This is a genomic window from Bacillus sp. MUM 116, from assembly GCF_001866655.1.
Taxonomy (GTDB): domain Bacteria; phylum Bacillota; class Bacilli; order Bacillales; family Cytobacillaceae; genus Neobacillus.
Genome location: NZ_MLYR01000083.1, coordinates 1 through 21,854, shown reverse-complemented (window position 1 = coordinate 21,854; position 21,854 = coordinate 1). Strand labels below are relative to the sequence as shown.

24 protein-coding genes are annotated in these 21,854 nt (G+C 39.4%); 19 read left to right on the top strand and 5 right to left on the bottom strand.

Features of this window, described 5'->3' with window-relative positions; genetic code table 11:
• Nucleotides 1-31: 31 nt before the first annotated feature.
• Nucleotides 32-1,039, bottom strand: coding sequence for a rod-share determining protein MreBH (gene mreBH, locus BIV60_RS18865; RefSeq protein WP_071357255.1), 1,008 nt, complete (start codon nt 1,037-1,039; stop codon nt 32-34).
• Between the two features lie 357 nt (nt 1,040-1,396).
• On the opposite strand from mreBH, the gene miaA reads away from it, so the two are divergent.
• The 3 genes from miaA (at nt 1,397) to spoVK (ending at nt 3,705) form a co-directional block, all read left to right on the top strand.
• Complete coding sequence (gene miaA, locus BIV60_RS18860) at nt 1,397-2,353, top strand: tRNA (adenosine(37)-N6)-dimethylallyltransferase MiaA (RefSeq protein ID WP_071357328.1); 957 nt, start codon at nt 1,397-1,399, stop codon at nt 2,351-2,353.
• A 26-nt stretch (nt 2,354-2,379) separates the two neighbouring features.
• Nucleotides 2,380-2,610, top strand: coding sequence for an RNA chaperone Hfq (hfq, locus tag BIV60_RS18855; protein ID WP_026574980.1), 231 nt, complete (start codon nt 2,380-2,382; stop codon nt 2,608-2,610).
• Nucleotides 2,611-2,754: 144 nt separating this feature from the next.
• Nucleotides 2,755-3,705: a stage V sporulation protein K gene (gene spoVK / locus BIV60_RS18850; RefSeq protein WP_071357254.1), complete on the top strand. Its 951-nt coding sequence runs from the start codon at nt 2,755-2,757 to the stop codon at nt 3,703-3,705.
• Between the two features lie 209 nt (nt 3,706-3,914).
• Here the strand turns inward: spoVK and BIV60_RS18845 are convergent, their stop codons facing one another.
• A complete protein-coding gene (locus BIV60_RS18845) occupies nt 3,915-4,520 on the bottom strand; it encodes a trimeric intracellular cation channel family protein (RefSeq protein WP_071357253.1) in 606 nt (201 codons plus the stop codon).
• 201 nt (nt 4,521-4,721) lie between these two features.
• On the opposite strand from BIV60_RS18845, the gene hflX reads away from it, so the two are divergent.
• The 5 genes from hflX (at nt 4,722) to glnA (ending at nt 9,689) form a co-directional block, all read left to right on the top strand.
• Entirely contained in the window at nt 4,722-5,990 is a 1,269-nt protein-coding gene (gene hflX, locus BIV60_RS18840) for a GTPase HflX (protein WP_083402323.1), read from the top strand.
• A gap of 15 nt (nt 5,991-6,005) precedes the next feature.
• Nucleotides 6,006-7,277 (top strand): methionine gamma-lyase family protein, encoded by a 1,272-nt coding sequence (locus BIV60_RS18835; RefSeq protein WP_071357252.1) that lies wholly within the window; start codon nt 6,006-6,008, stop codon nt 7,275-7,277.
• 301 nt (nt 7,278-7,578) lie between these two features.
• On the top strand, nt 7,579-7,851 hold the full coding sequence (locus tag BIV60_RS18825; protein WP_071357250.1) for a hypothetical protein: 273 nt from the start codon (nt 7,579-7,581) through the stop codon (nt 7,849-7,851).
• 98 nt (nt 7,852-7,949) lie between these two features.
• Nucleotides 7,950-8,324 carry a MerR family transcriptional regulator gene (locus BIV60_RS18820; protein WP_177177343.1) on the top strand — a complete coding sequence of 125 codons (375 nt, stop codon included), beginning with the start codon at nt 7,950-7,952 and terminating at the stop codon, nt 8,322-8,324.
• A 30-nt stretch (nt 8,325-8,354) separates the two neighbouring features.
• Nucleotides 8,355-9,689 carry a type I glutamate--ammonia ligase gene (gene glnA / locus BIV60_RS18815; protein ID WP_071357248.1) on the top strand — a complete coding sequence of 445 codons (1,335 nt, stop codon included), beginning with the start codon at nt 8,355-8,357 and terminating at the stop codon, nt 9,687-9,689.
• 83 nt (nt 9,690-9,772) lie between these two features.
• Here glnA and BIV60_RS18810 read toward each other — a convergent pair whose 3' ends face one another.
• Both BIV60_RS18810 and lexA read right to left on the bottom strand, forming a co-directional pair.
• Nucleotides 9,773-10,057: a DUF4257 domain-containing protein gene (locus BIV60_RS18810; protein WP_071357247.1), complete on the bottom strand. Its 285-nt coding sequence runs from the start codon at nt 10,055-10,057 to the stop codon at nt 9,773-9,775.
• Nucleotides 10,058-10,238: 181 nt separating this feature from the next.
• A complete protein-coding gene (gene lexA, locus BIV60_RS18805; protein WP_071357246.1) occupies nt 10,239-10,862 on the bottom strand; it encodes a transcriptional repressor LexA in 624 nt (207 codons plus the stop codon).
• A gap of 159 nt (nt 10,863-11,021) precedes the next feature.
• Between lexA and yneA the strand changes: the two genes are divergently transcribed.
• The 8 genes from yneA (at nt 11,022) to BIV60_RS18765 (ending at nt 19,322) form a co-directional block, all read left to right on the top strand.
• The gene (gene yneA / locus BIV60_RS18800) at nt 11,022-11,345 is read left to right on the top strand and encodes a cell division suppressor protein YneA (protein ID WP_071357245.1); all 324 of its coding nucleotides are present in this window, start codon (nt 11,022-11,024) and stop codon (nt 11,343-11,345) included.
• Between the two features lie 16 nt (nt 11,346-11,361).
• A complete protein-coding gene (locus BIV60_RS18795) occupies nt 11,362-12,009 on the top strand; it encodes a YneB family resolvase-like protein (protein ID WP_071357244.1) in 648 nt (215 codons plus the stop codon).
• Between the two features lie 272 nt (nt 12,010-12,281).
• Nucleotides 12,282-12,512, top strand: a complete 231-nt coding sequence (locus BIV60_RS18790; RefSeq protein WP_071357243.1) for a DUF896 domain-containing protein — start codon at nt 12,282-12,284, stop codon at nt 12,510-12,512.
• A 182-nt stretch (nt 12,513-12,694) separates the two neighbouring features.
• A complete protein-coding gene (gene tkt, locus BIV60_RS18785; RefSeq protein WP_071357242.1) occupies nt 12,695-14,701 on the top strand; it encodes a transketolase in 2,007 nt (668 codons plus the stop codon).
• A 213-nt stretch (nt 14,702-14,914) separates the two neighbouring features.
• Nucleotides 14,915-15,355, top strand: coding sequence for a sporulation inhibitor of replication protein SirA (gene sirA / locus BIV60_RS18780; RefSeq protein ID WP_071357241.1), 441 nt, complete (start codon nt 14,915-14,917; stop codon nt 15,353-15,355).
• Between the two features lie 75 nt (nt 15,356-15,430).
• Nucleotides 15,431-15,643, top strand: a complete 213-nt coding sequence (locus BIV60_RS18775; RefSeq protein WP_071357240.1) for a YneF family protein — start codon at nt 15,431-15,433, stop codon at nt 15,641-15,643.
• A gap of 129 nt (nt 15,644-15,772) precedes the next feature.
• Nucleotides 15,773-17,524 carry an ABC transporter transmembrane domain-containing protein gene (locus BIV60_RS18770; protein ID WP_071357239.1) on the top strand — a complete coding sequence of 584 codons (1,752 nt, stop codon included), beginning with the start codon at nt 15,773-15,775 and terminating at the stop codon, nt 17,522-17,524.
• A gap of 1 nt (nt 17,525) precedes the next feature.
• A complete protein-coding gene (locus tag BIV60_RS18765; RefSeq protein WP_071357238.1) occupies nt 17,526-19,322 on the top strand; it encodes an ABC transporter ATP-binding protein in 1,797 nt (598 codons plus the stop codon).
• A 187-nt stretch (nt 19,323-19,509) separates the two neighbouring features.
• Here BIV60_RS18765 and BIV60_RS28605 read toward each other — a convergent pair whose 3' ends face one another.
• Nucleotides 19,510-19,689 (bottom strand): aspartyl-phosphate phosphatase Spo0E family protein, encoded by a 180-nt coding sequence (locus tag BIV60_RS28605; protein ID WP_083402322.1) that lies wholly within the window; start codon nt 19,687-19,689, stop codon nt 19,510-19,512.
• Nucleotides 19,690-19,966: 277 nt separating this feature from the next.
• On the opposite strand from BIV60_RS28605, the gene BIV60_RS18760 reads away from it, so the two are divergent.
• The 3 genes from BIV60_RS18760 (at nt 19,967) to BIV60_RS18750 (ending at nt 21,801) form a co-directional block, all read left to right on the top strand.
• A complete protein-coding gene (locus BIV60_RS18760; RefSeq protein ID WP_071357237.1) occupies nt 19,967-20,674 on the top strand; it encodes a cytochrome c biogenesis CcdA family protein in 708 nt (235 codons plus the stop codon).
• A gap of 112 nt (nt 20,675-20,786) precedes the next feature.
• Nucleotides 20,787-21,146 (top strand): response regulator, encoded by a 360-nt coding sequence (locus tag BIV60_RS18755; protein WP_071357236.1) that lies wholly within the window; start codon nt 20,787-20,789, stop codon nt 21,144-21,146.
• 178 nt (nt 21,147-21,324) lie between these two features.
• Nucleotides 21,325-21,801 (top strand): CcdC family protein, encoded by a 477-nt coding sequence (locus tag BIV60_RS18750; protein ID WP_071357235.1) that lies wholly within the window; start codon nt 21,325-21,327, stop codon nt 21,799-21,801.
• Nucleotides 21,802-21,854: the final 53 nt, after the last annotated feature.

Genomic DNA, 21,854 nt, shown 5'->3' with positions numbered 1-21,854 from the left:
CCGTCCTACAGGTTTCAACCTCTAAAACTATTTATTTCGCCGATGCTTGCAGCTTATCAATATACTTCAGAGACTCTCCGGTACCAATCGCCACCGACTCGAGGGGACTTGGTGCAAGGGAAACAGGAACAAAAATCTCCTTACTCAACCATTCCTCCATGCCATTCATTAAAGAGCCGCCGCCTGTTAAAATTACGCCGCGGTCAACGATATCTCCGCTAAGCTCGGCAGGACAATCTTCAAGTGTTGCACGGATGGCTTCTAAAATTTGCAATAAAGACTCTTTCATGGCATTACGAATTTCATAGGATGATAGTTTCACGGTTTTAGGCAATCCGGTCACTAAATCACGTCCGCGGACATCCATGAATTTTTCCTCATGATCAATCAGGGCATAGCCAATTTCCATTTTAATATTTTCTGCAGTTCTTTCCCCAATTAATACGTTATATACTTTACGTACGTGTTGAATAATTTCTTCATCTAGGCGGTCACCACCAACTTTAATCGAATGGCAAGCTACAACACCACCAAACGAAATGATGGCAACCTCAGTATTTCCACCGCCAATGTCAACAACAACATTTGCTACGGGCTCATCTACTGGCATGCCTGCACCAATCGCAGCTGCTACAGGTTCCTCGATTAAACTAATTTTTTTAGCCCCTGCATTTCGAACAGCATCATGAATCGCTCTTCGCTCAACACTGGTCGATCCGGAGGGGATACAAACCACGACATTTGGTTTACGTATGGAAAATCCGCCCTTTTTTGAAGCCATCCGCATAACTGCTTTAAGCATTTCCGTCGTCATATCATAGTCTGCAATAACTCCATCCTTTAATGGACGGATTGCGACAATTTTTTCAGGAGTTTTCCCGATCATTTCTTTCGCCTCGGACCCAACTGCTACAACTCGCTTTGTAACCGTATCAATTGCAACCACTGAGGGTTCGTTAAGAGCAATTCCCTTATTTTTTGTATATACCAATATATTAGCAGTTCCTAAATCAATTCCAATTTCAGAATTAGATAACATGTTTTCACCTTTTTCATTAGAATTCTTACAGAATAAACTACGGATAAGCCTACCACGAAATTGGGGGTAATTTGTCGATTGTAAAAGAAACGTTACCCATTTGTAATCTTAATTGAAAAACTATCCACAAAAGGAAATATATTTGTCATAAAAAATTCACTTTTAATTTATGCATAGAAAGGTTATTTTTTGATTATACTTATTTGATGTTCAACTGCTTTTTGAATATATGGTACGATAGTATGAGGAGGAGAAATCTTCCTGCGCATAAGTGCAACTACGCCTCTGTCATCGCCCTTGAGGGCTTGCCAATCGGCGAGTTTACTTTAAAAATGGAATAAGGGCAGTGTGAAAAGATTGGAATCAAAACAAAAATTATTAGTCATTATTGGTCCGACAGCCGTTGGGAAAACAAAGCTCAGCATTGAATTGGCAAAACGATTTGATGGGGAAATCATAAGTGGAGACTCAATGCAAATTTACCATGGAATGGATATTGGCACAGCGAAAATTAGGCCGGATGAAATGGAAGGAATTCCCCACCATCTAATCGACATTCGCGAGCCGGATGAGAGTTTTTCAGTTGCGGAATTTCAACAGCTTGTTCGCGATAAAATCAACGAGATTGCCGAAAAAGGTAAGCTTCCAATCATTGTCGGGGGTACTGGACTATACATACAGTCTGTCATTTATGATTACCATTTTTCCGATGCTGCTGCAGATGAAAAATTTCGCATGGAGCTTGAGAAAAAAGCGAAAAGTGAAGGGGCAGAGGCCTTACACCAAGAATTAGTCCGAATTGACTCTGCTAGTGCGGTGCAAATTCATCCGAACAATGTCAGAAGAGTCATTAGGGCACTTGAAATCTATCACTGTACTGGCAAAACCATGAGTGAGGTCCAAAGCGAACAACAACCGAACCTTCTATACGACACAGCACTCCTTGGATTAACGATGGACCGCGAAAAACTTTATGAGCGAATTAATCAACGTGTCGATTTAATGATGGCGGAAGGGCTCCTAACAGAAGTTAAAGAACTCCATTATAAAGGATTAAGGGATTGCCAATCCATCCAGGCCATTGGATATAAAGAAGTTTATGACTATCTTGATGAAAAAATCAGCTTGGAGCAGGCGGTTGAAAACCTTAAACAAAATTCAAGACGCTATGCTAAAAGGCAATTAACTTGGTTTCGAAACAAGATGAGTGTACAATGGTTTGATGTAACTGATGAGCAGAATTTTTCGAAAAAATTAACGGAAATTTCACATTATGTTGAAGGAAAGCTACAAGTAAAATCGAATACATATTAGTAGAGATAAAAGAGGAGGATATACAAATGAAAACAACTATTAATATTCAGGACCAATTTTTAAACCAATGCCGGAAGGATAATACCCATGTGACAGTTTTCCTATTGAACGGTTTCCAGTTAAGGGGTCAAATCAAAGGATTTGATAATTTTACAGTACTGTTTGAATCGGAAGGAAAGCAGCAATTAGTTTATAAACACGCCATTTCAACGTTTGCACCGCAAAGGAACGTTCAACTTGATTTAAATGCAGAATAATAATCCTTTTATAAATTTGAGTCCAATTATTTGGGCTCTTTTTTATTTTCTAAAAATAAAAAGCATAAAAACTGAATACACATAGGTTGAGGGAATATTGACTAATTTGTGCGCACACTGTTTGGAGATTGAGAGGTGTAAGCTTTGGATCAACCATTTCAAGAGAAAAGTAACGGTCAAATAAGAGTCGTCCTCAATACACAAAAGAAAAAAACGTTAACTAAAAAAATTCCAGATTTTCAAGTTGTTCCAAAGGAAATCCCCCCTGAGCATTCGGCCTTAATTGAAATAGAGGAAGAGCTTGGTGCTTTGGTTGGCATGGAAGAAATGAAAAAAATGATAAAAGAAATTTATGCCTGGATTTATGTGAACAAAAAGCGAGAAGAAATGGGGTTAAAGGCGAAAAAACAAGCCCTTCATATGATGTTTAAAGGAAATCCCGGAACAGGAAAAACGACGGTGGCCAGGCTGATTGGCAAGCTGTTTCAAAAAATGAATGTTTTGTCGAAGGGGCATTTAATTGAAGCGGAACGGGCTGATCTCGTCGGGGAGTATATTGGGCATACCGCACAAAAAACGCGGGATCTTGTGAAAAAAGCACAAGGAGGCATTTTATTTATTGATGAAGCCTATTCATTGGGCCGCGGCGGGGAAAAGGATTTTGGCAAAGAGGCGATTGACACGCTTGTTAAGCATATGGAAGATAAACAGCATGAATTTATTTTAATCCTCGCCGGTTATTCTCGTGAAATGGATTATTTTTTAACGTTAAATCCCGGTCTCCATTCGCGGTTTCCGCTTGTGATTGATTTTCCAGACTATAACATTGACCAGTTGATGGAAATTGCCAAACGAATGCTGACTGAAAGAGAATATACCTTCAGTCATGAGGCAGAAAAAAAGGTAATGGATCATTTAATTTGGGTAAAAGCGGTGTTGAGTCCGGCTGGTTTTTCGAATGGACGCTACGTTCGGAACATTATCGAAAAATCAATCCGTGCCCAGGCGATGAGGTTACTGATGCTCAACTCGTATGACCGTCATGAATTAATGACATTGCGGAGTAATGATTTAGTTTTTGAAGAGGATATGTGAGAAGTTAGGCGTTGAAATGTTTGATGTTTGTGTGAAATTTACATCTTGCCTCATGCGAATAAAATTTATCAGCGAATTAGAAAAGTTTATCGGCGAATCCAGGGCATTTATCAGCGAAGAAAAGTTTATCCACGAATTCAGGACATTTATCAGCCAATCAAAAAGCACGCGGAAATAATAAAATCGACGGTTATAAAATCCGTCGATTTTTAATGTGCTCCAAGTGAGCGGATTGGCAGCTTCCAATTGAAGGTATAAGAAAGGACTCGTAAAACGGTGATAATCCCGAATAATGTGTACAATTCCCAAGGTTGTGAGGCGATTTTCAAACCAATCACAATCCCGGCGAGAATCGCCCAAACCGCATAAATCTCAGCTCTTAGAACAATAGGCTTCCTTCTTGCTAATAAATCACGAATAATTCCGCCGCCAATTCCTGTCATAACTGCTGCCACAATAATCGCACTAATGGGGTGGTTCATGTTTGAGGCATAAATCGACCCCTGAATCGCAAATGCTGAAAGCCCAATTGCGTCAAACAAATTCCCCCATTTTTGCCATTGCTTTATAATATTAGTTGGAAATAAAAATACTGCTAAAATGGCAACCATGGCTATTTCAAACAATAGTCCTTGTTCCCACAAGGCGGATATCGGCACGCCTATCAACAAGTTCCGAATAGCTCCACCACCAAACGCTGTAACAATTCCTAATATATAAACGCCCAAAATATCATATTCTTCTTCCATTGCGACAATCGCTCCACTTACGGCAAAAGCAACAGTGCCAATCATACTCAGTATTTCCCATGTCATTTCTTTTCATCTCTTTTCATCTCATTTCAAAGTTTCATGTATGTCGACACTATACAAAAGATAGATATTATTCATACAAACATATATGATTTTATCACGTAAAAGTGATTAATCAACTAAATTTTTTTGGAACGAAATTAGAGAATTCCCAAGGGTTTTGGTATGATGAGGAAAGAACTTTTCGGAAAGGAAGAATGTTGATTGGAACATACAGAGACAAAAAAAGTCATTGAAAAAGCAATCCTTGTTGGCTGCCAAACCCAAGAGATAGACGATTTGCGTTTTCAATATTCGATGGATGAATTAGCATCCTTAACAGAAACAGCTCAAGGTGAGGTACTGATTTCAGTTTTGCAAAAACGGGAACGTATCCATCCTGCCACCTACCTTGGTAAAGGGAAAGTGGAAGAATTAAAAGCCTTAAGTGAAGAGCTGGAAGCCGATTTAGTGATTTTTAATGATGAGCTTTCTCCCAGCCAAAAACGGAATCTGGCAGGGGAACTCAATGCAAGAATCATTGATCGGACCCAATTAATCCTTGATATTTTTGCCCGAAGAGCCCGTTCGAAAGAAGGTAAATTACAAGTTGAACTAGCACAATTGCAATACTTATTACCTCGTCTAGCTGGACAGGGAACAGCCTTATCCCGTCTTGGTGCCGGGATTGGAACGAGAGGACCGGGGGAAACGAAGCTTGAGTCGGACCGTCGTCACATCCGCCGCAGGATTGATGATATAAAAGGGCAGCTCGCCGTTATTGTCCAACACCGGGACCGTTATAGAGAGCGGAGGAAGAAAAATAAGACTTTTCAAGTTGCAATTGTCGGATATACAAATGCCGGTAAATCAACTTTATTTAATCGTCTATCAGAGGCCGAATCCTATGAAGAAAATCAATTGTTTGCAACCCTCGATCCGATGACAAGGAAATTAATTTTACCAAGCGGTTTCCTGGCCTTGATTACCGATACGGTTGGGTTTATTCAAGATTTGCCGACAACCCTCATCGCCGCTTTTCGCTCTACACTTGAAGAGGTGAAGGAAGCGGATTTGCTGTTGCATGTTGTTGATATGTCCAATCCCGATTATTTTCATCATGAAAAAACGGTCAATAAACTACTTGAAGATTTAGAAGTGAAAGATATTCCACAATTAACCGTTTATAATAAAAGGGATGCAAAGCATCCGGATTTTGTTCCGACCGCGGGAACGCCAACGGTTTTTATCAGTGCGTTTGACAAAGAGGACCGAAATGCATTAAAAAGAAAAATGGAAAGTGTCCTTATTAATATAATGGTTCCATATCAAGTTGAGGTCCCGTCAACGGAAGGAAAGCTGCTTTCTTTATTAAAAAATGAAACTGTCTTACGCGATCTACGTTTTAATGAGGAAACAGGGCGCTATCAATGCCGGGGATATTCGCTTCAGGATCATCAAATAACAGGGCAATTAGAGAAATTTAAAGTCTAGAATAGGAGATACAAAATGTTTCATCTGTTGAAAAATGGGGAAAAGCTTCAGTCAATTGTGAATGATGTGGAGAGGCAAATTGCTGATGTACATAAAAAGATTGAAGAAAGAGCTGAGGTAAATCAGTTTCGGGTATTGCAAAGTTACCAAAAACATAAAGTGAGTGATTCGCATTTCATCCCATCCACTGGGTATGGCTATGATGACATCGGCCGGGATACATTGGAATTAGTTTATGCGGAAGTATTTGGCGGTGAGGCAGGTCTTGTCCGCCCGCAGATTATTTCCGGCACTCACGCAATTTCCATCGCTCTATTTGGTGTACTAAGGCCGGGCGATGAACTTTTATACATCACCGGTAAACCGTATGACACCCTTGAAGAGATTGTTGGGATTCGTGGAAACGGAGTTGGTTCGTTAAAGGAATTTGGAATTTCTTATGATAGTGTGTCGTTGACCAACGAAGGGGCGGTTGACTGGGATGCGGTCGCAGCTAAGATTAAACCGAATACAAAGATGATTGGGATTCAGCGTTCAAAAGGCTATGCCACAAGGCCCTCGTTTATGATTGACGAAATTAAGGAAATGATTGCTTTTGTAAAAGAGATTAAAAATGATGTCGTTGTTTTTGTGGATAATTGCTATGGTGAATTTGTTGAATATTTGGAGCCGTGTCATGTCGGTGCCGATTTAATGGCAGGTTCTCTGATTAAAAACCCAGGCGGCGGGATCGCCAAAACGGGGGGATATATTGTTGGAAAAAAACAGTGGGTGGAAGCTTGTTCCTACCGCATGACCTCACCCGGTATCGGAGCAGAAGCAGGTGCTTCGCTTTACAGTCTGCAGGAAATGTATCAAGGATTTTTCCTTGCTCCGCACGTGGTGGGAGAAGCTGTGAAGGGTGCTGTGTTTACAGCTGCAATGCTCGAAAAATTAGGGATGAATTCTTCGCCTAAATGGGATTCGGTGAGGACGGATTTAATTCAAGCGGTCCAATTTGATGATCGCGATAAAATGGTTGCCTTTTGCCAGGCGATTCAATTCGCTTCCCCGATTAATTCACATTTTACTCCATATCCTGCTTACATGCCTGGGTACGAGGATGATGTAATTATGGCTGCCGGAACTTTTGTTCAAGGAGCAAGCATCGAATTGACGGCTGATGGACCAATCCGGCCTCCATATGTAGCTTACGTCCAAGGCGGACTCACCTATTCGCATGTTAAAATAGCGATTTGTCTTGCTGTGGATCGTTTGCTTGAAAAAGGATTAATTCATTTAAATTAGCTGACATTTTGAGGGTTGCTATAGGTGGCGGCCCTTTTTGTTGGTATGGGGATGTTTGATATTGATTGAAATGAAAACTAACTGCGTTCTAAGTGCCCGAGAAGGAGAAAAAATGGTTTGCATGGGAACTGATAGGGGGATCTCAGTGCCCGAGAAGGCGAAAAAATGGTTTGCATGGGAACTGACGGGGGATCTCAGTGCCCGAGAAGGAGAAAAAATAGGTAGTACGGGAACTGACAGCGGGTCTCAGTGCCCGAGAAGGCGAAAAAATGATTTGCATGGGAACTGACAGGGGATCTCAGTGCCCGAGAAGGAGAAAAAATGGTTTGCATGGGAACTGACAGAGGATCTCAGTGCCCGAGAAGGCGAAAAAATGGTAGCGCGGGAACTGACAGGGGATCTCAGTGCCCGAGAAATTAAAAAAATAAATCACACGGGAACAAATCACCCCCTCTTAGTTCCTGCATCCATGAAAAATAATATACAATGGGCAAATAAGCCAAATTTAAAAATCCGTACATCCTATTATAAAAAATATACAAATTCAATTAAAAAACCATGTGAGAAAACCTAACATATGATTGACATATTTTCTAACACCAAATATAATAACAATATGAATTACGAAAAGGGAGGCGAGGATAGGTGAGCGGAAAAGAAATTCGCCGTTCCATGCCACTGTTTCCCATCGGAACAGTCATGCAGCTAACTGAATTAACTGCAAGGCAAATCCGATATTATGAAGAACACGAATTAATTTTTCCTGCAAGAACAGATGGAAACAGGCGGTTATTTAGTTTAAATGACATTGATCGGCTGTTAGAAATCAAGGATTTAATCGATCAAGGAGTCAACATGGCTGGGATTAAACAGCTATTCCTTGTGAAAGAACAACAATCCAATATTATTCAACATCAGGCCGAAAAAGAAAAACGCGAGTTAACGGATGAACAGCTTAGAAAACTACTTCGCAATGAATTGTTACACTCAAATAAATTGAGTCGACCGACCCTAAGACAGGGGGATATGTCACGCTTTTTTCATTAAAAATTTCAATTTTCAGCAGGGGGTAATAAAATGGCTAAGTACACTAAGGAAGATATTCGACGTTTTGCGCAAGAAGAAAATGTTAAATTTATTCGTTTACAATTTACAGATATCCTTGGAACCATTAAAAATGTGGAAATTCCAATCAGTCAATTAGAAAAAGCATTAGATAACAAAATGATGTTTGACGGCTCTTCAATCGAAGGATTTGTTCGAATTGAAGAATCAGACATGCGTCTTTATCCTGACCTTGATACTTGGGTTGTATTCCCTTGGACAGCGGAAAAAGGAAAAGTTGCCCGTTTGATTTGTGACATCTATACCACAGATGACAAGCCATTTGCCGGCGACCCGCGCAGTAACCTTAAACGAGTATTAGAAGAAATGAAGGAACTTGGTTTTACGAATTTTAACCTTGGACCTGAGCCGGAATTCTTCTTGTTTAAACTGGATCAAAAAGGGGAACCAACTCTAGAATTAAATGACCAAGGCGGCTACTTCGACCTAGCCCCAACTGATTTAGGAGAAAACTGCCGACGTGATATCGTTCTTGAGCTGGAAGAAATGGGCTTTGAAATTGAAGCTTCTCACCACGAAGTAGCTCCTGGACAACACGAAATTGACTTTAAATATGCAGATGCGGTTACAGCATGCGACCAAATTCAAACATTTAAACTTGTAGTTAAAACTATTGCACGTAAACATGGTTTACACGCTACATTTATGCCAAAACCATTATTCGGAGTAAACGGTTCCGGAATGCACTGCAACCTGTCGCTATTTAAAGATGGAAAAAATGCTTTTTATGAGCCAACTGGTGACCTTGAGTTAAGTGATACAGCTCGTCAATTCATTGCTGGGACCCTAAAACATGCCCCAAGCTTTACAGCTGTGACAAACCCAACAGTTAACTCTTATAAGCGCCTTGTACCTGGTTATGAAGCACCTTGTTACGTAGCTTGGTCTGCACAAAACCGTTCACCATTAATTCGTATCCCGGCTTCACGCGGTATGAGTACACGTGTAGAAGTTCGCAGTGTTGACCCGGCTGCAAACCCATACCTTGCTTTAGCTGTTCTTTTAAAAGCAGGCTTAGATGGAATTAAAAATAAATTAACTCCTCCAGCTGCTGTGGACCGCAACATCTATGTAATGAGCAAAGAAGAACGAATCGAAGAGGGCATTATCGATCTTCCTGCAACTCTAGCTCAAGCGTTAGATGAATTAAAAAGAAGCGAAGTCATTGTATCTGGTCTTGGAGAGCATATTTTCGAACACTTTGTCGAAGCAAAAGAAATCGAATGGGATATGTTCCGTACGGTAGTACACCCATGGGAAAGAGAACAATACATGTCTATGTATTAAAATACAAAAAACTCCTAAGCTCACTGTTGCTTAGGAGTTTTATTATTTTTTCAGGAAATGGGGATTAGGATAAGATCCTCCCATTATTCAGACCCTTTTTGCTTAAATTGCTTATAACTGGTCAAAACTACATCACCGCCAATCCCGGCACTGATTGAGATTGTTAATTTTTCCACGTAAGAATCGGGAGAAATATACATTACGAGTAATAGTGAAAAAATGGCACCCAGCAGCATTTCTTCCAAGTATCCAAGGTAAATGAATTTTTTTGTCTTACGGGGCATGATGATTTTTCCGTGCTTTCGAACATGTCCAATTATTCCAACTACACCACCGATTACAATAGAGAAAATAATGTCTTTTAACACTGTTTCTCAACCTCCTTAAGCCTAAATTTTTTGACCTAAGGTAAAATCTTGGTGTAATTACATTATATAAAAATTATTATTCATAAAGAATGGGTAAAAAATACTGAATTTTCAATATTTGTAAATTGGAAATAGTTTTTACAGAAAAAAAGAGTCAGCACATTTTGTGCTGAACATCTTTTTAATGAATATGTCGATATACTCCAATCACTTTACCTAAGATGGAAACATTTCTTAGAATGATAGGTTCCATTGTGGAATTTTCCGGCTGTAGGCGAATATAATCCTTTTCTTTAAAGAAACGCTTACAGGTTGCTTCATCCTCCTCTGTCATAGCAACAACAATATCCCCATTATTAGCAGTTTGCTGTTGTTTTACAATGACATAATCCCCATCAAGGATTCCTGCTTCAATCATACTTTGACCCATAATTTCCAACATAAATACGTGTTCGTCTTGAGGTGCAAGTCTTTCTGGAAGTGGAAAATACTCTTCAACGTTTTCAATTGCTGTAATCGGAAGCCCGGCAGTTACTTTACCAACAACTGGTACATTGACTACGTTATTTCTTGGAATTTGTGCCGCTTCATCTACTTCTAATATTTCGATTGCTCTTGGTTTAGTAGGGTCTCTTCTTATCAGACCTTTACTTTCTAATCTAGCTAAATGACCGTGAACAGTAGAGCTGGATGCAAGCCCGACTGCTTCTCCGATTTCCCGAACTGAGGGGGGATATCCTTTTTTCTTTACTTCACCTTTGATGAAATCAAGGATATCCTGCTGCCGTTTAGAAATTTTAGCCATGGTAATTTCCACCTCGCCACTAGTAATTGTTACCTTAATTATAGCATGTTCGCTAATTTTATACAAACATAAGTTCGAATTTTTGTTGACAACAAACAAATGTTCGGATTATAATAAAGTCAAATAAACGAACATATATTCTATTGAGAGGTGTTTGTAATGAAAAAATTATGGAACCGATATTCATTTTCTATTATTCTAATTGGGTTAAGCTGCATCCTAGCTTTCATGTTTTCGGTTGATTTTAATTCGGCTGCTAATGATCATTATCAAAAAATTACCGTTTCCGAAGGGGATTCGCTTTGGAAAATTTCTCAGGAATACGCAAATGAACATTCACTTTCCAACAAGGAATTCGTAAATTGGGTCAAACTCCATAATAAATTAGAAGATGAACAAATCTATCCTGGAGAAGAGATCGTCATTCCAGTTAACTATAAGAGCTCATCTTCAACAGAATTAGCTAGTGCTGCTGGAGAATAGAAAGAGAGATTAAAGAATGAAAGCAATTATCTATTGCCGAGTGAGTACAACAAAAGAGACGCAGGAAACCTCTCTTAAAAGACAGGAGGAAGAACTTACTCAGCTTGCAAAACAGTATCAATTTGAAGTCGTATCCGTCATTAAGGAACAGGCAAGTGGTTATGAACTTGAAAGGGAAGGAATTCTTCAACTTCTTCAAACCATTAAGGACGAACCGATTCAAGCCGTATTAATTCAGGATGAAACAAGGCTTGGCCGAGGAAATGCAAAAATTGCTCTACTGCATTGCATTTTAAAAGAAGGCATTAAGCTTTTTAGTATTTCACAAAATGGGGAGCTTCAGCTTTCCGAATCAGATTCAATGGTGCTGCAAATCGTTGGAATGGTCGAGGAATACCAGCGTAAGCTTCATAACATCAAAATCAAACGTGGAATGAAACGGGCTGTGCAACAAGGATATAAACCAGAGAAAAACCTTAAGAATCTAGGTGAAAACTCCGGAAGAGAAAAAATTGATGCCCCTATCGAAGAAATTGTCCGATTGAGAAAAAACAAATTAACTTTTGCCGAAATTGCCGCTACATTAAGAGGATTTGGCTATAATATTTCAAAAGCCACCGTACATAGAAGATATCAAGAATATATACAATCTGAAGAAGATTAATCATTTGCCTTGTCATACGAAGCCTTTTCTAGTAAAATCAATTGTCATGGATTCAATATCTAGGCTATGTTAAAGTTCAATGTTGATTTTGTAACCCTGTTGATTGTAGCGGAAGGTGTAAAGACTCCTTTGGGAATACGGGGCAGGGCAGACCCCGCAGGAGCGAAGCGACGAGGAGGCTCCCCGTACCGCTCGTACCTAGTGCGGAAATCAACAGTCAAATTTAATAGAGCCAATATCTATGATCACTTGCTTCGAAAGGTGGGGTTATTTTGCTTTCAAAGGAAAAATTAGCAAGAATTAATGAATTAGCTAAAAAGTCAAAAACAACTGGACTAACGGAACTAGAAGCAAAAGAGCAATCAAAATTAAGAAGTGAATATTTAGCTGTTTTTCGCTCTAATATGTTAGAGACCTTAACGAATACAAAAATTATCGATCCACTAGGTAACGATGTAACACCCGAAAAAATCAAAGATAGAAAAAAGAATACTCTTCATTAAAAGACCCAAAGGAATACATTTTTGTATTCCTTTTTTACATAGCAAGACCCATTTTGAGTGAAAATATAAAATGATAAGGCTTACAAAAACTTATTTTGATGCAACTAGTTGAATAAATGATGTCAGACCTTTAATATTATTATTGTACTAATAATCCTATTATTCAGGAAAGGATGTAATTTATGTTTGACACAATTGATGCATTATCAGTAACATCAATCCGCACACTTGCTATTGATGCGATTGAAAAAGCAAATTCAGGACATCCTGGGATGCCGATGGGTGCAGCTCCAATGACTTACACCTTGTGGACTCGTTTTATGAATCACAATCCAAACAATCCACAATGGTTTAACCGTGATCGTTTTGTATTATCCGCTGGACATGGTTCCGCGTTGTTATACAGCATGCTTCACCTATCCGGATACAATGTGACAATGGATGATTTAAAACAATTCCGTCAATGGGGGAGTAAAACACCTGGTCACCCGGAATATGGTCACACTGAAGGTGTTGAAGCTACAACTGGACCACTTGGTCAAGGTATTGCAATGGCAGTTGGAATGGCGATGGCAGAACGCCATGTAGCAAGCGTTTATAACAAAAATAAATTTGAACTTGTGAATCATTATACATACAGCATGTGTGGTGATGGTGATTTAATGGAGGGTGTATCTGCGGAAGCAGCATCCCTTGCAGGACACTTGAAATTAGGCCGTTTAGTTGTTTTATATGATTCGAATGATATTTCTCTTGATGGAGATTTAGACAAGTCTTTCTCTGAAAGTGTTAAAGAACGTTTCCAGGCCTATGGCTGGCAATACATCCGTGTAGAGGATGGAAACAACCTTGAAGAAATCGCAAAAGCAATAGAAGAAGCGAAAAGTGATTTAGAACGCCCGACGATGATAGAAGTGAAAACCGTTATTGGTTATGGTTCACCAAACCGAGCAGGAACTTCCGGCGTCCATGGTGCTCCATTAGGTGCTGCTGAATTAAAGTTAACTAAAGAAGCTTACAAATGGACATTTGATGAAGACTTCCATGTCCCTCAAGAAGTTTATGAAAACTTCCAAAAACTTATCGTTGAAAATGGCGAGAAGAAAGAAAAAGAATGGAATGACCTTTTTGAACAATACAAAAAGGAATACCCTGAGTTAGGTGCGCAGCTTGAAAAAGCATTAAAACATGAACTTCCTGAAGGCTGGGATCAAGATATTCCAGTTTACCAAGAAGGCAAAGGCCTTGCAAGCCGTGCTTCTTCAAGTGAAGTGTTAAATGGCATTGCGAAAAATTTACCAATCCTTATCGGTGGTTCAGCTGACCTTGCTGGTTCAAATAAAACCTTAATTAAAGGCTCAAATGACTTCATGCCGGATTCCTATGAAGGCCGTAATATCTGGTTCGGTGTTCGTGAATTTGCGATGGGTGCGGCTATGAACGGGATTGCACTTCATGGCGGCGTAAAAGTATTCGGTGGAACTTTCTTTGTTTTCTCTGACTACTTACGTCCTGCGATTCGTTTGGCAGCTCTAATGGGATTACCAGTAACATATGTGTTTACGCATGATAGTATTGCGGTTGGGGAAGACGGTCCGACACATGAACCAATTGAACAACTTGCGGCTCTACGTGCTATGCCGAATCTTTCTGTCGTTCGTCCGGCAGATGGTAATGAAACAGCAGCTGCTTGGAAGCTTGCTGTGGAGTCAACCAACAAACCAACTGTACTTGTTTTGACTCGACAGGACTTACCTACGATTAAAGGAACCGATGTTAATGCATACGAAGGTGTTTCAAAAGGTGCTTACGTTATTTCTGCTGCTGAAAAAGAAACTCCAGATGCATTGTTACTTGCCAGCGGTTCTGAAGTAGGACTTGCTGTTGAAGCACAAAAAGCATTAGCAGGAGAAGGTGTACAGGTTTCTGTAGTCAGCATGCCTTCTTGGGATCGTTTTGAAGCTCAATCACAAGATTACAAAGATTCCGTTCTTCCTAAAAATGTGAAGAAACGCCTTGGAATTGAAGTGGGCGCTTCCTTAGGCTGGCATAAATATGTAGGAGACGAAGGCGAAGTTTTAGCAATAGATAAATTCGGTGCATCTGCTCCTGGTGAAAAAATCATGGAAGAATACGGCTTCAGCGTAAATAATGTAGTTTCCCGTGTGAAAGCATTATTACAAAAATAAATATCACTTTTATAGGAGAACAGCTTTAACGGCTGTTCTCTTTTTTGCTTTCATTACTTTTCTGCAGTATAATAGAGTTTGACTTTTTCGAATTTTCCATCAAACCTAAAAGAATCGACAAAAGTAGTGAAAGTTTTTGCCGCCGAAAGACAAATGTTTTAATTTTGTTTTTTTATAATAGAAAAAAGGGTTTTTGTCGAAGGAGAGATTGTGGTGAGAAACTATCGGCTATATTTAATAGAAGATGAATTTGCCGCCCATTACTTCGGAAGCGAGTGCATGTTTTTTCAGCTTTTTCGAGAACATGAAAGAGCTTTTGGCGAGCTAAAATATATTACAGGAAAACAAATTACTTATATAACAAAAACGGTTGAGGTTTTAAAAATTCATAAACTTTTGCAGAAACAACTCGGAAAAATTAAGGGATTTAAGGCGGAACATGGCACATATTCTATTGAATTGAATGGAAAACTAAGTTCAGCAAAATTAGCGGTCTTTTCAGATTTCATTTCGGTAGAGGCCACTGGCAGTTATGAGGCAGAAACAGTGTTTTTTGAAGTTCTTAGGAAATGTGAGTCTTCTTTTTTGGCAATTGACCTGGAGCACGAGCGTTTTGGCTGGTTAAAGCCGATTAAAGAAAGAAAATATGTATAAATAAAAACAAATATTGTATATTCCTAATAATTTTAGTACACTGTGTATGGTAGACAACATGAAGGAGGAAATTTAATGATGTACGTTCTAGTTGGTATACTGGCATTACTTGTCGGTGTAGCACTAGGATTTTTCATTGCTCGTAAGTATATGATGAGCTATTTAAAGAAAAATCCGCCAATCAATGAGCAAATGCTTAAAATGATGATGATGCAAATGGGTATGAAGCCATCGCAAAAGAAAATCAACCAAATGATGAATGCAATGAACAAGCAGCAATCAAAATAAACCGACAAGCACTCGTGTATATGGGTGCTTTTTTTCATGTTTCTAGGAGTTTCGAAATCTTTATTATTTTTGAAAAATTTGTTAAAATGATTATCCAATATATAGATAGAGAATTCGGGGGAGGTTTACATGAGGGTTTTTTTGAATTTGGGCTGGTTTTTTAAACAAGAGAAAAAATCGTACATAACAGGAACACTGCTTTTATTATTTGTTGCCTTATTGCAGCTGGTTCCGCCGAAGGTAATTGGAATCATCGCCGACCATATTAAGGAAGGGACAATGACAAAAGGAATTCTCCTAGAGTGGGTTGTAGTTTTAATTGTAGTTGCCCTGATGACGTATGTGTTGCGATATTATTGGAGAATTATGATATTTGGTTCCTCCGTTAAGCTCTCGAAAATCCTGCGAGATCGATTATATCAGCATTTTACGAATATGTCACCGGCGTTTTACCAAAAGCGCCGCATCGGTGACCTAATGGCACATGCGACAAATGATCTTCAGGCAATTCAGCAAACAGCAGGTTCAGGTGTCCTTACTCTCGTTGATTCCCTATCCACCGGCGGGTTTGTCATCTTAGCTATGGCATTTACCATCAGCTGGAAGTTAACATTAATTTGCCTTATTCCGATGCCGTTTATGGCGATGTTAACAAGCTGGTTCGGAACCATGCTGCACCGTACTTTTCACAAAGCTCAGGAAGCGTTTTCATCGTTAAATGATAAAACACAAGAAAGCATTACCGGGATAAAGGTAATCAAAACCTTTGGTCAGGAAAAAGAAGATATTGAGGATTTCCGAAAGCAATCAGAGGATGTCGTGCAAAAAAATATCATCGTCGCAAAAATTGATTCACTCTATGATCCGACAATTTCAATCATTGTTACGATTTCCTTTTTCCTCTCGATTGTTTTTGGAGCGAAATATGTCCTAAGCGGTGAGCTGACAATCGGGGAACTGATTTCGTTTACGACTTATTTGGGATTATTAATCTGGCCGATGCTCGCGTTTGGCTGGTTGTTTAATATCGTAGAGCGCGGCCGTGCTTCCTATGACCGTGTATCGCAGCTTCTCGGGGAACCGGTAGAAATCCGTGACACCAAACCGGCTTTAAATGTAGTTCCAAGCGGAGATATTCAATATAATATTTCGAAGTTCACCTATACAGGTGAAACTGAAGCAATGTTAAAGGATATTTCATTTCAATTAAACCGAGGGGAAACACTTGGGATTGTCGGGAAAACAGGTGCAGGGAAAACGACCTTATTAAAACTGCTGATCCGAGAATTTGAAAATAACCAAGGAGAAATTCTGTTTGGCGGAAAAAGTATTCAGGCTTACAAGCTGGAAAAACTTCGCGAGACAATCGGCTATGTTCCTCAGGACCATTTTTTATTTTCGGCAACTGTCGCCGAAAATATTGCTTTCACCAATCCAAGGGTTCCACAAAATGAAATTGAGGCTGCCGCTAAATTAGCGAATATCCATGATGATATCCTCAAATTTACCGATGGTTATCAAACCGTTGTTGGGGAACGGGGTGTATCCCTATCCGGCGGGCAAAAACAGCGGATTTCGATTGCCCGGGCTCTCATGATGAATCCTGAAGTATTGGTACTGGATGATTCCTTGTCAGCCGTTGATGCTAAAACCGAAGAAGCGATTCTTTCCGCTTTAAGAGAAAACCGCACAGGAAAAACCACCATCATTACATCACACCGGTTAAGCGCCATTCAGCATGCGAATCTAATCATCGTTTTAGATGAAGGGAAAATTATTGAAAGAGGCACACATAATGAATTGATGGCAGCTGAAGGATGGTATAAAGAAATGTATATACACCAGCAGCTTGAGGAGTTGGTGGAGAATGGGGGACGTTAACATGGAAAAAACAACGAATTTCGCCAAAACAACGGATAAAAAAGTTCTTTTGCGCCTGCTCTCCTATACAAAACCACACAAAAAAGCATTGAGCTGGGCCTTTATTTTGCTTCTTCTTACAACAGTAGGAGATATTGTAGGGCCAATTCTTGTGAAAATCTTCATTGATGATTATTTAACACCTGGGAAATTAGCGTTCCAGCCCTTGTTCATTTTAGGGGCAGTTTATATGGGAATCCAAATCATCAAAGCATTACTAATGTTCTTTCAATTGGTTAAGTTCCAAGATATCGCCTTAAAAATTATTCAACAGCTGCGGATTGACGTTTTTTCCAAGGTACAGGCACTTGGATTGCGTTATTTTGATAAAACGCCGGCCGGCAGTATCGTTTCAAGGGTAACCAATGATACCGAAGCAATTAAGGATATGTTTGTGACGGTCCTCGCGACGTTCATACAAAGCGGATTTCTGTTGATTGGAATTTTTATCGCGATGTTTATCTTAAACGTAAAGCTTACCCTTCTTTGCGTGATTATCATTCCGATTGTGTTATTCGTCATGAACCTATACCGAAAATACAGCTCCCGTTTTTATTCTGATATGCGCGAACGATTAAGCCAATTGAATGCAAAATTGAGCGAATCGCTATCGGGAATGTCGATTATTCAAGTGTTTCGCCAGGAAAAAAGGCTCCGGAAAGAATTTGCGGATATCAATGAACAACATTATCAAGCAGGGATGAAAAATATCAAAGTGGATGGTCTCTTGTTACGACCGGCAAATGACTTGATTTATATTTTTGGCTTGATTATTGTTTTAAGCTTTTTTGGGATTACTTCCTTTAATCATTCTGTTGAAATCGGAGTCTTGTATGCTTTCATCAATTATTTGGATCGTTTTTTTGAGCCGGTTAACCAAATGATGATGCGTCTGTCCTTGTACCAACAGGCGATTGTTGCTGGGGGGCGTGTATTTAAATTATTGGATGAGGATGAAATGGCACCGGCCCAGCACGAAGAACGATTGCTAAGAATTCATGAGGGAAAAATCGAGTTCAAACATTTAAGCTTTTCTTACGATGGGGTGCGGGATGTATTAAAGGATATTTCTTTTACGGCGAATCCGGGGGAAACGGTTGCACTAGTCGGCCATACCGGAAGTGGCAAAAGTTCCATCATTAATTTGTTGATGCGATTTTATGAATATGAGCGTGGGGATATTTTCATCGATGGAGTGTCGATTCGCCAGTTTTCGAAAGAGGAATTAAGGGAGAAAATGGGGCTTGTTTTACAGGATTCGTTTTTGTTTTATGGGACCGTAAAGGACAATATTCGTCTCCATAATTCGGATTTAACGGATGAACAAGTAGAGGAGGCAGCCAAGTTTGTTCAGGCTCATGGCTTTATTGAAAAACTTGAGGAAGGGTATAATCATAAAGTAGTAGAAAGAGGCTCTACTTTTTCCAGCGGTCAAAGGCAATTGATAGCCTTTGCGCGAACGATTGCAGCAAATCCGAAAATTCTTGTGTTGGATGAAGCGACTGCGAATATTGATACGGAAACAGAAGAGGCGATTCAAACGGCTCTTGCAAAAATGCGCAAAGGCCGGACAACGATTGCCATTGCCCACCGCTTATCTACGATTCAGGATGCTGACCTGATTCTAGTTCTCCATCAAGGGGAAATCGTTGAGCGGGGCACCCATCAAGAGTTGCTTGCACAGGAAGGTCTTTATCATAAAATGTTCTTATTACAAAATGGTGCGATTGAACGGTTTGAAAATGTGGTAAATGAATAGGAAAAAGCCTGGCGAATTTATTGCCAGGCTTTCTTATTGTCTAGCTCCAGCGCCTAGCCCCTCGAGGGAAAAAATGAACTGCTTTTTTCCTAGGTTGCTTCGGCCCTGGCGATGAAGTGAAAGAACGACTTCATCGCCAGGACCTCCAGCATTATGCCTGAGGCTGACCAAGGCGCTTCCGCTTTTCTTATTGACTCACTAATTGTTGTGGTTTCTTTATATATGTTCGATTATATTCATTTAATAGATGATCAAGCTCCTGGCTGTAGCGTATAGCAACGGAGGAACTCAAGCCGTTGGTGATCGCGACTTGAATTAATTCAGCTCGCTTCTTTTCGATTAATGCGATTAGTTCTTGTTTGATCACGGCCGATGTCCTTTCCGGAAAAACTCCAATTTGTATATAGAATGAATAATCCAAATCTATTAATTTGTTTTACTAGTATAACCTATGTTGGGAATAAATTCAAAGGGATTTGTAAAAAATTATCCATTATTTACAGGGATATTATTGCAACATTGTGAGTATTTTCTAAGAGAAGAATAAATTCAGCAAGAGTCACAAAATATTCAAGATAATCATTATCTTTTATCGACTAGTTTTGTTAGAATGAAATAGGTATCGATTTATTAGGAGTGTTTATATGTCTGATGTGAATATTTTTTTAGCATTAGGTGCGGGATTTCTAAGCTTTATCTCACCTTGCTGTTTGCCTCTTTACCCGGCATTTTTATCGTATATCACAGGAATGTCCGTAGGGGAATTGAGATCTGAAAATGCGATGCTTCAAAAACGGAGTTTGTTACATACGTTATTTTTCTTAATTGGTTTTTCGTGTATCTTTATTGCGATTGGATTTGGCACTTCTTTTGTAGGCGGCTTTTTCCGCGAGTATAAAGATTTAATTCGCCAGTTAGGCGGAATTTTTATTATTTTCTTTGGGTTGATGATTGTCGGGATCTTAAGTCCTGATTTTTTGATGAAAGATCGTAAGTACGAGTTTAAAAACCGGCCATCTGGTTATATTGGGTCCATCTTAATTGGGATGGCTTTTGCTGCCGGCTGGACACCTTGTACGGGACCGATTCTCTCTTCTGTAATTCTTTTAGCCGCATCAAATCCGGGTTCAGGTGTCTTATATATGACAGCATATTCTCTTGGATTTGCGATTCCATTTTTCATTCTCTCTTTCTTTGTTGGCCGAATGAAATGGATTAAGAGACATAGCCAAAAGATTGTCAAAATTGGCGGTTATATCATGATTGTAATGGGGATTATCCTTTTCTTTGACTGGATGACAAAAATCATTCAGGTCTTCCAAATGCTTTTTGGCGGCTTTAGTGGTTTTTAATGCGAAATAACTTGAAAATCCTGTAAATATTCTTTGTTTTCAAATATAATAGACTCATAATGAATAATTTTGTTCTTAGATGCTTTTTGGCATCTTTAGTGGGGGAAGTGAATTGGCAAGGATATTGATTGTGGATGATAAAAGTTTAATGAGAAACACATTAAAGACGATTTTAAATAAAACAGAGCATGTTGTTGTTGGGGAAGCTGAGACCGGCCTTGAGGCTGTCCAGCTATACAAGGAATTAAAACCCGACCTGGTCACAATGGATATTACTATGCCGGAAATGAGCGGGATTGATGCAATCAAGTCCATTCGCCAGGATTTTCCTGAAGCAAGGGTGATTATGTGTTCTGCAATGGGCCAGCAAAAAATTATCATGGAGGCCATTGAGGCGGGAGCCAAGGACTTTATTGTAAAACCATTTGACGACTGTCGCGTAATGGAAGCACTTAATCGTGCTTTAAAATAAACAGCCATTTCAGGTTATTCCCGAAATGGTTTTTCATTTTCCGTTTTTTGGATGGATTGCTTTGATTTTTTCAATATGGAATAAAAAAATGTTAAACATGGTGCAAATATCTTTTTTCAACATAAAATTTTTGATATATAATGAGTAAGAAAATATGTAGATAAGGAATGAATAACCTATGAACACGGTTGTTATCTCTTCAATTGTTGCTGCCTTTATGGCCATTATGGTCATGTTTGTCCGAATAAAAGCGGCAAAAAAACCGACAAATGCAAAGAAAATCATTTTACCGCCATTTTTCATGGCATCAGGGGCCTTAATGTATGTTGCTCCCCAATTTAGACTAACCGGATGGGAAATTGTGGAGGCAGTCATTGTGGGGGCATTGTTTTCTATTTTTCTAATAAAAACATCAAAATTCGAAATTCGTGATAATGATATTTATTTAAAACGTTCGAAGGCTTTTATTTTTATCTTAGTTGGTCTGTTGGTCATCAGGATTGCCTTAAAATCCGTCCTAAGCTCCGCAATTGATCCGTTCCAATTAAGCGGAATGTTCTTCCTGCTTGCGTTTAGTATGCTTTTACCTTGGCGGATTGCCATGTACCTTGATTATAAGAAGCTTTATAGGGAACTTCATTTGCTGAAGAAATAGTAAGGAGAACACTGGTCCTTTTGAACTGCCCCGTAAATGTTAGACACCAATCT

What these genes read in the sequence shown, in the direction of transcription:
- mreBH (WP_071357255.1), bottom strand. Translation starts at nt 1,039, where the DNA reads ATGTTATCTAATTCTGAAATTGGAATTGATTTAGGAACTGCTAATATA.
- hfq (WP_026574980.1), top strand. Translation starts at nt 2,380, where the DNA reads ATGAAAACAACTATTAATATTCAGGACCAATTTTTAAACCAATGCCGG.
- BIV60_RS18845 (WP_071357253.1), bottom strand. Translation starts at nt 4,520, where the DNA reads ATGACATGGGAAATACTGAGTATGATTGGCACTGTTGCTTTTGCCGTA.
- BIV60_RS18835 (WP_071357252.1), top strand. Translation starts at nt 6,006, where the DNA reads ATGTTTCATCTGTTGAAAAATGGGGAAAAGCTTCAGTCAATTGTGAAT.
- BIV60_RS18820 (WP_177177343.1), top strand. Translation starts at nt 7,950, where the DNA reads ATGCCACTGTTTCCCATCGGAACAGTCATGCAGCTAACTGAATTAACT.
- glnA (WP_071357248.1), top strand. Translation starts at nt 8,355, where the DNA reads ATGGCTAAGTACACTAAGGAAGATATTCGACGTTTTGCGCAAGAAGAA.
- lexA (WP_071357246.1), bottom strand. Translation starts at nt 10,862, where the DNA reads ATGGCTAAAATTTCTAAACGGCAGCAGGATATCCTTGATTTCATCAAA.
- yneA (WP_071357245.1), top strand. Translation starts at nt 11,022, where the DNA reads ATGAAAAAATTATGGAACCGATATTCATTTTCTATTATTCTAATTGGG.
- BIV60_RS18795 (WP_071357244.1), top strand. Translation starts at nt 11,362, where the DNA reads ATGAAAGCAATTATCTATTGCCGAGTGAGTACAACAAAAGAGACGCAG.
- tkt (WP_071357242.1), top strand. Translation starts at nt 12,695, where the DNA reads ATGTTTGACACAATTGATGCATTATCAGTAACATCAATCCGCACACTT.
- BIV60_RS18775 (WP_071357240.1), top strand. Translation starts at nt 15,431, where the DNA reads ATGATGTACGTTCTAGTTGGTATACTGGCATTACTTGTCGGTGTAGCA.
- BIV60_RS18770 (WP_071357239.1), top strand. Translation starts at nt 15,773, where the DNA reads ATGAGGGTTTTTTTGAATTTGGGCTGGTTTTTTAAACAAGAGAAAAAA.
- BIV60_RS18765 (WP_071357238.1), top strand. Translation starts at nt 17,526, where the DNA reads ATGGAAAAAACAACGAATTTCGCCAAAACAACGGATAAAAAAGTTCTT.
- BIV60_RS18760 (WP_071357237.1), top strand. Translation starts at nt 19,967, where the DNA reads ATGTCTGATGTGAATATTTTTTTAGCATTAGGTGCGGGATTTCTAAGC.
- BIV60_RS18750 (WP_071357235.1), top strand. Translation starts at nt 21,325, where the DNA reads ATGAACACGGTTGTTATCTCTTCAATTGTTGCTGCCTTTATGGCCATT.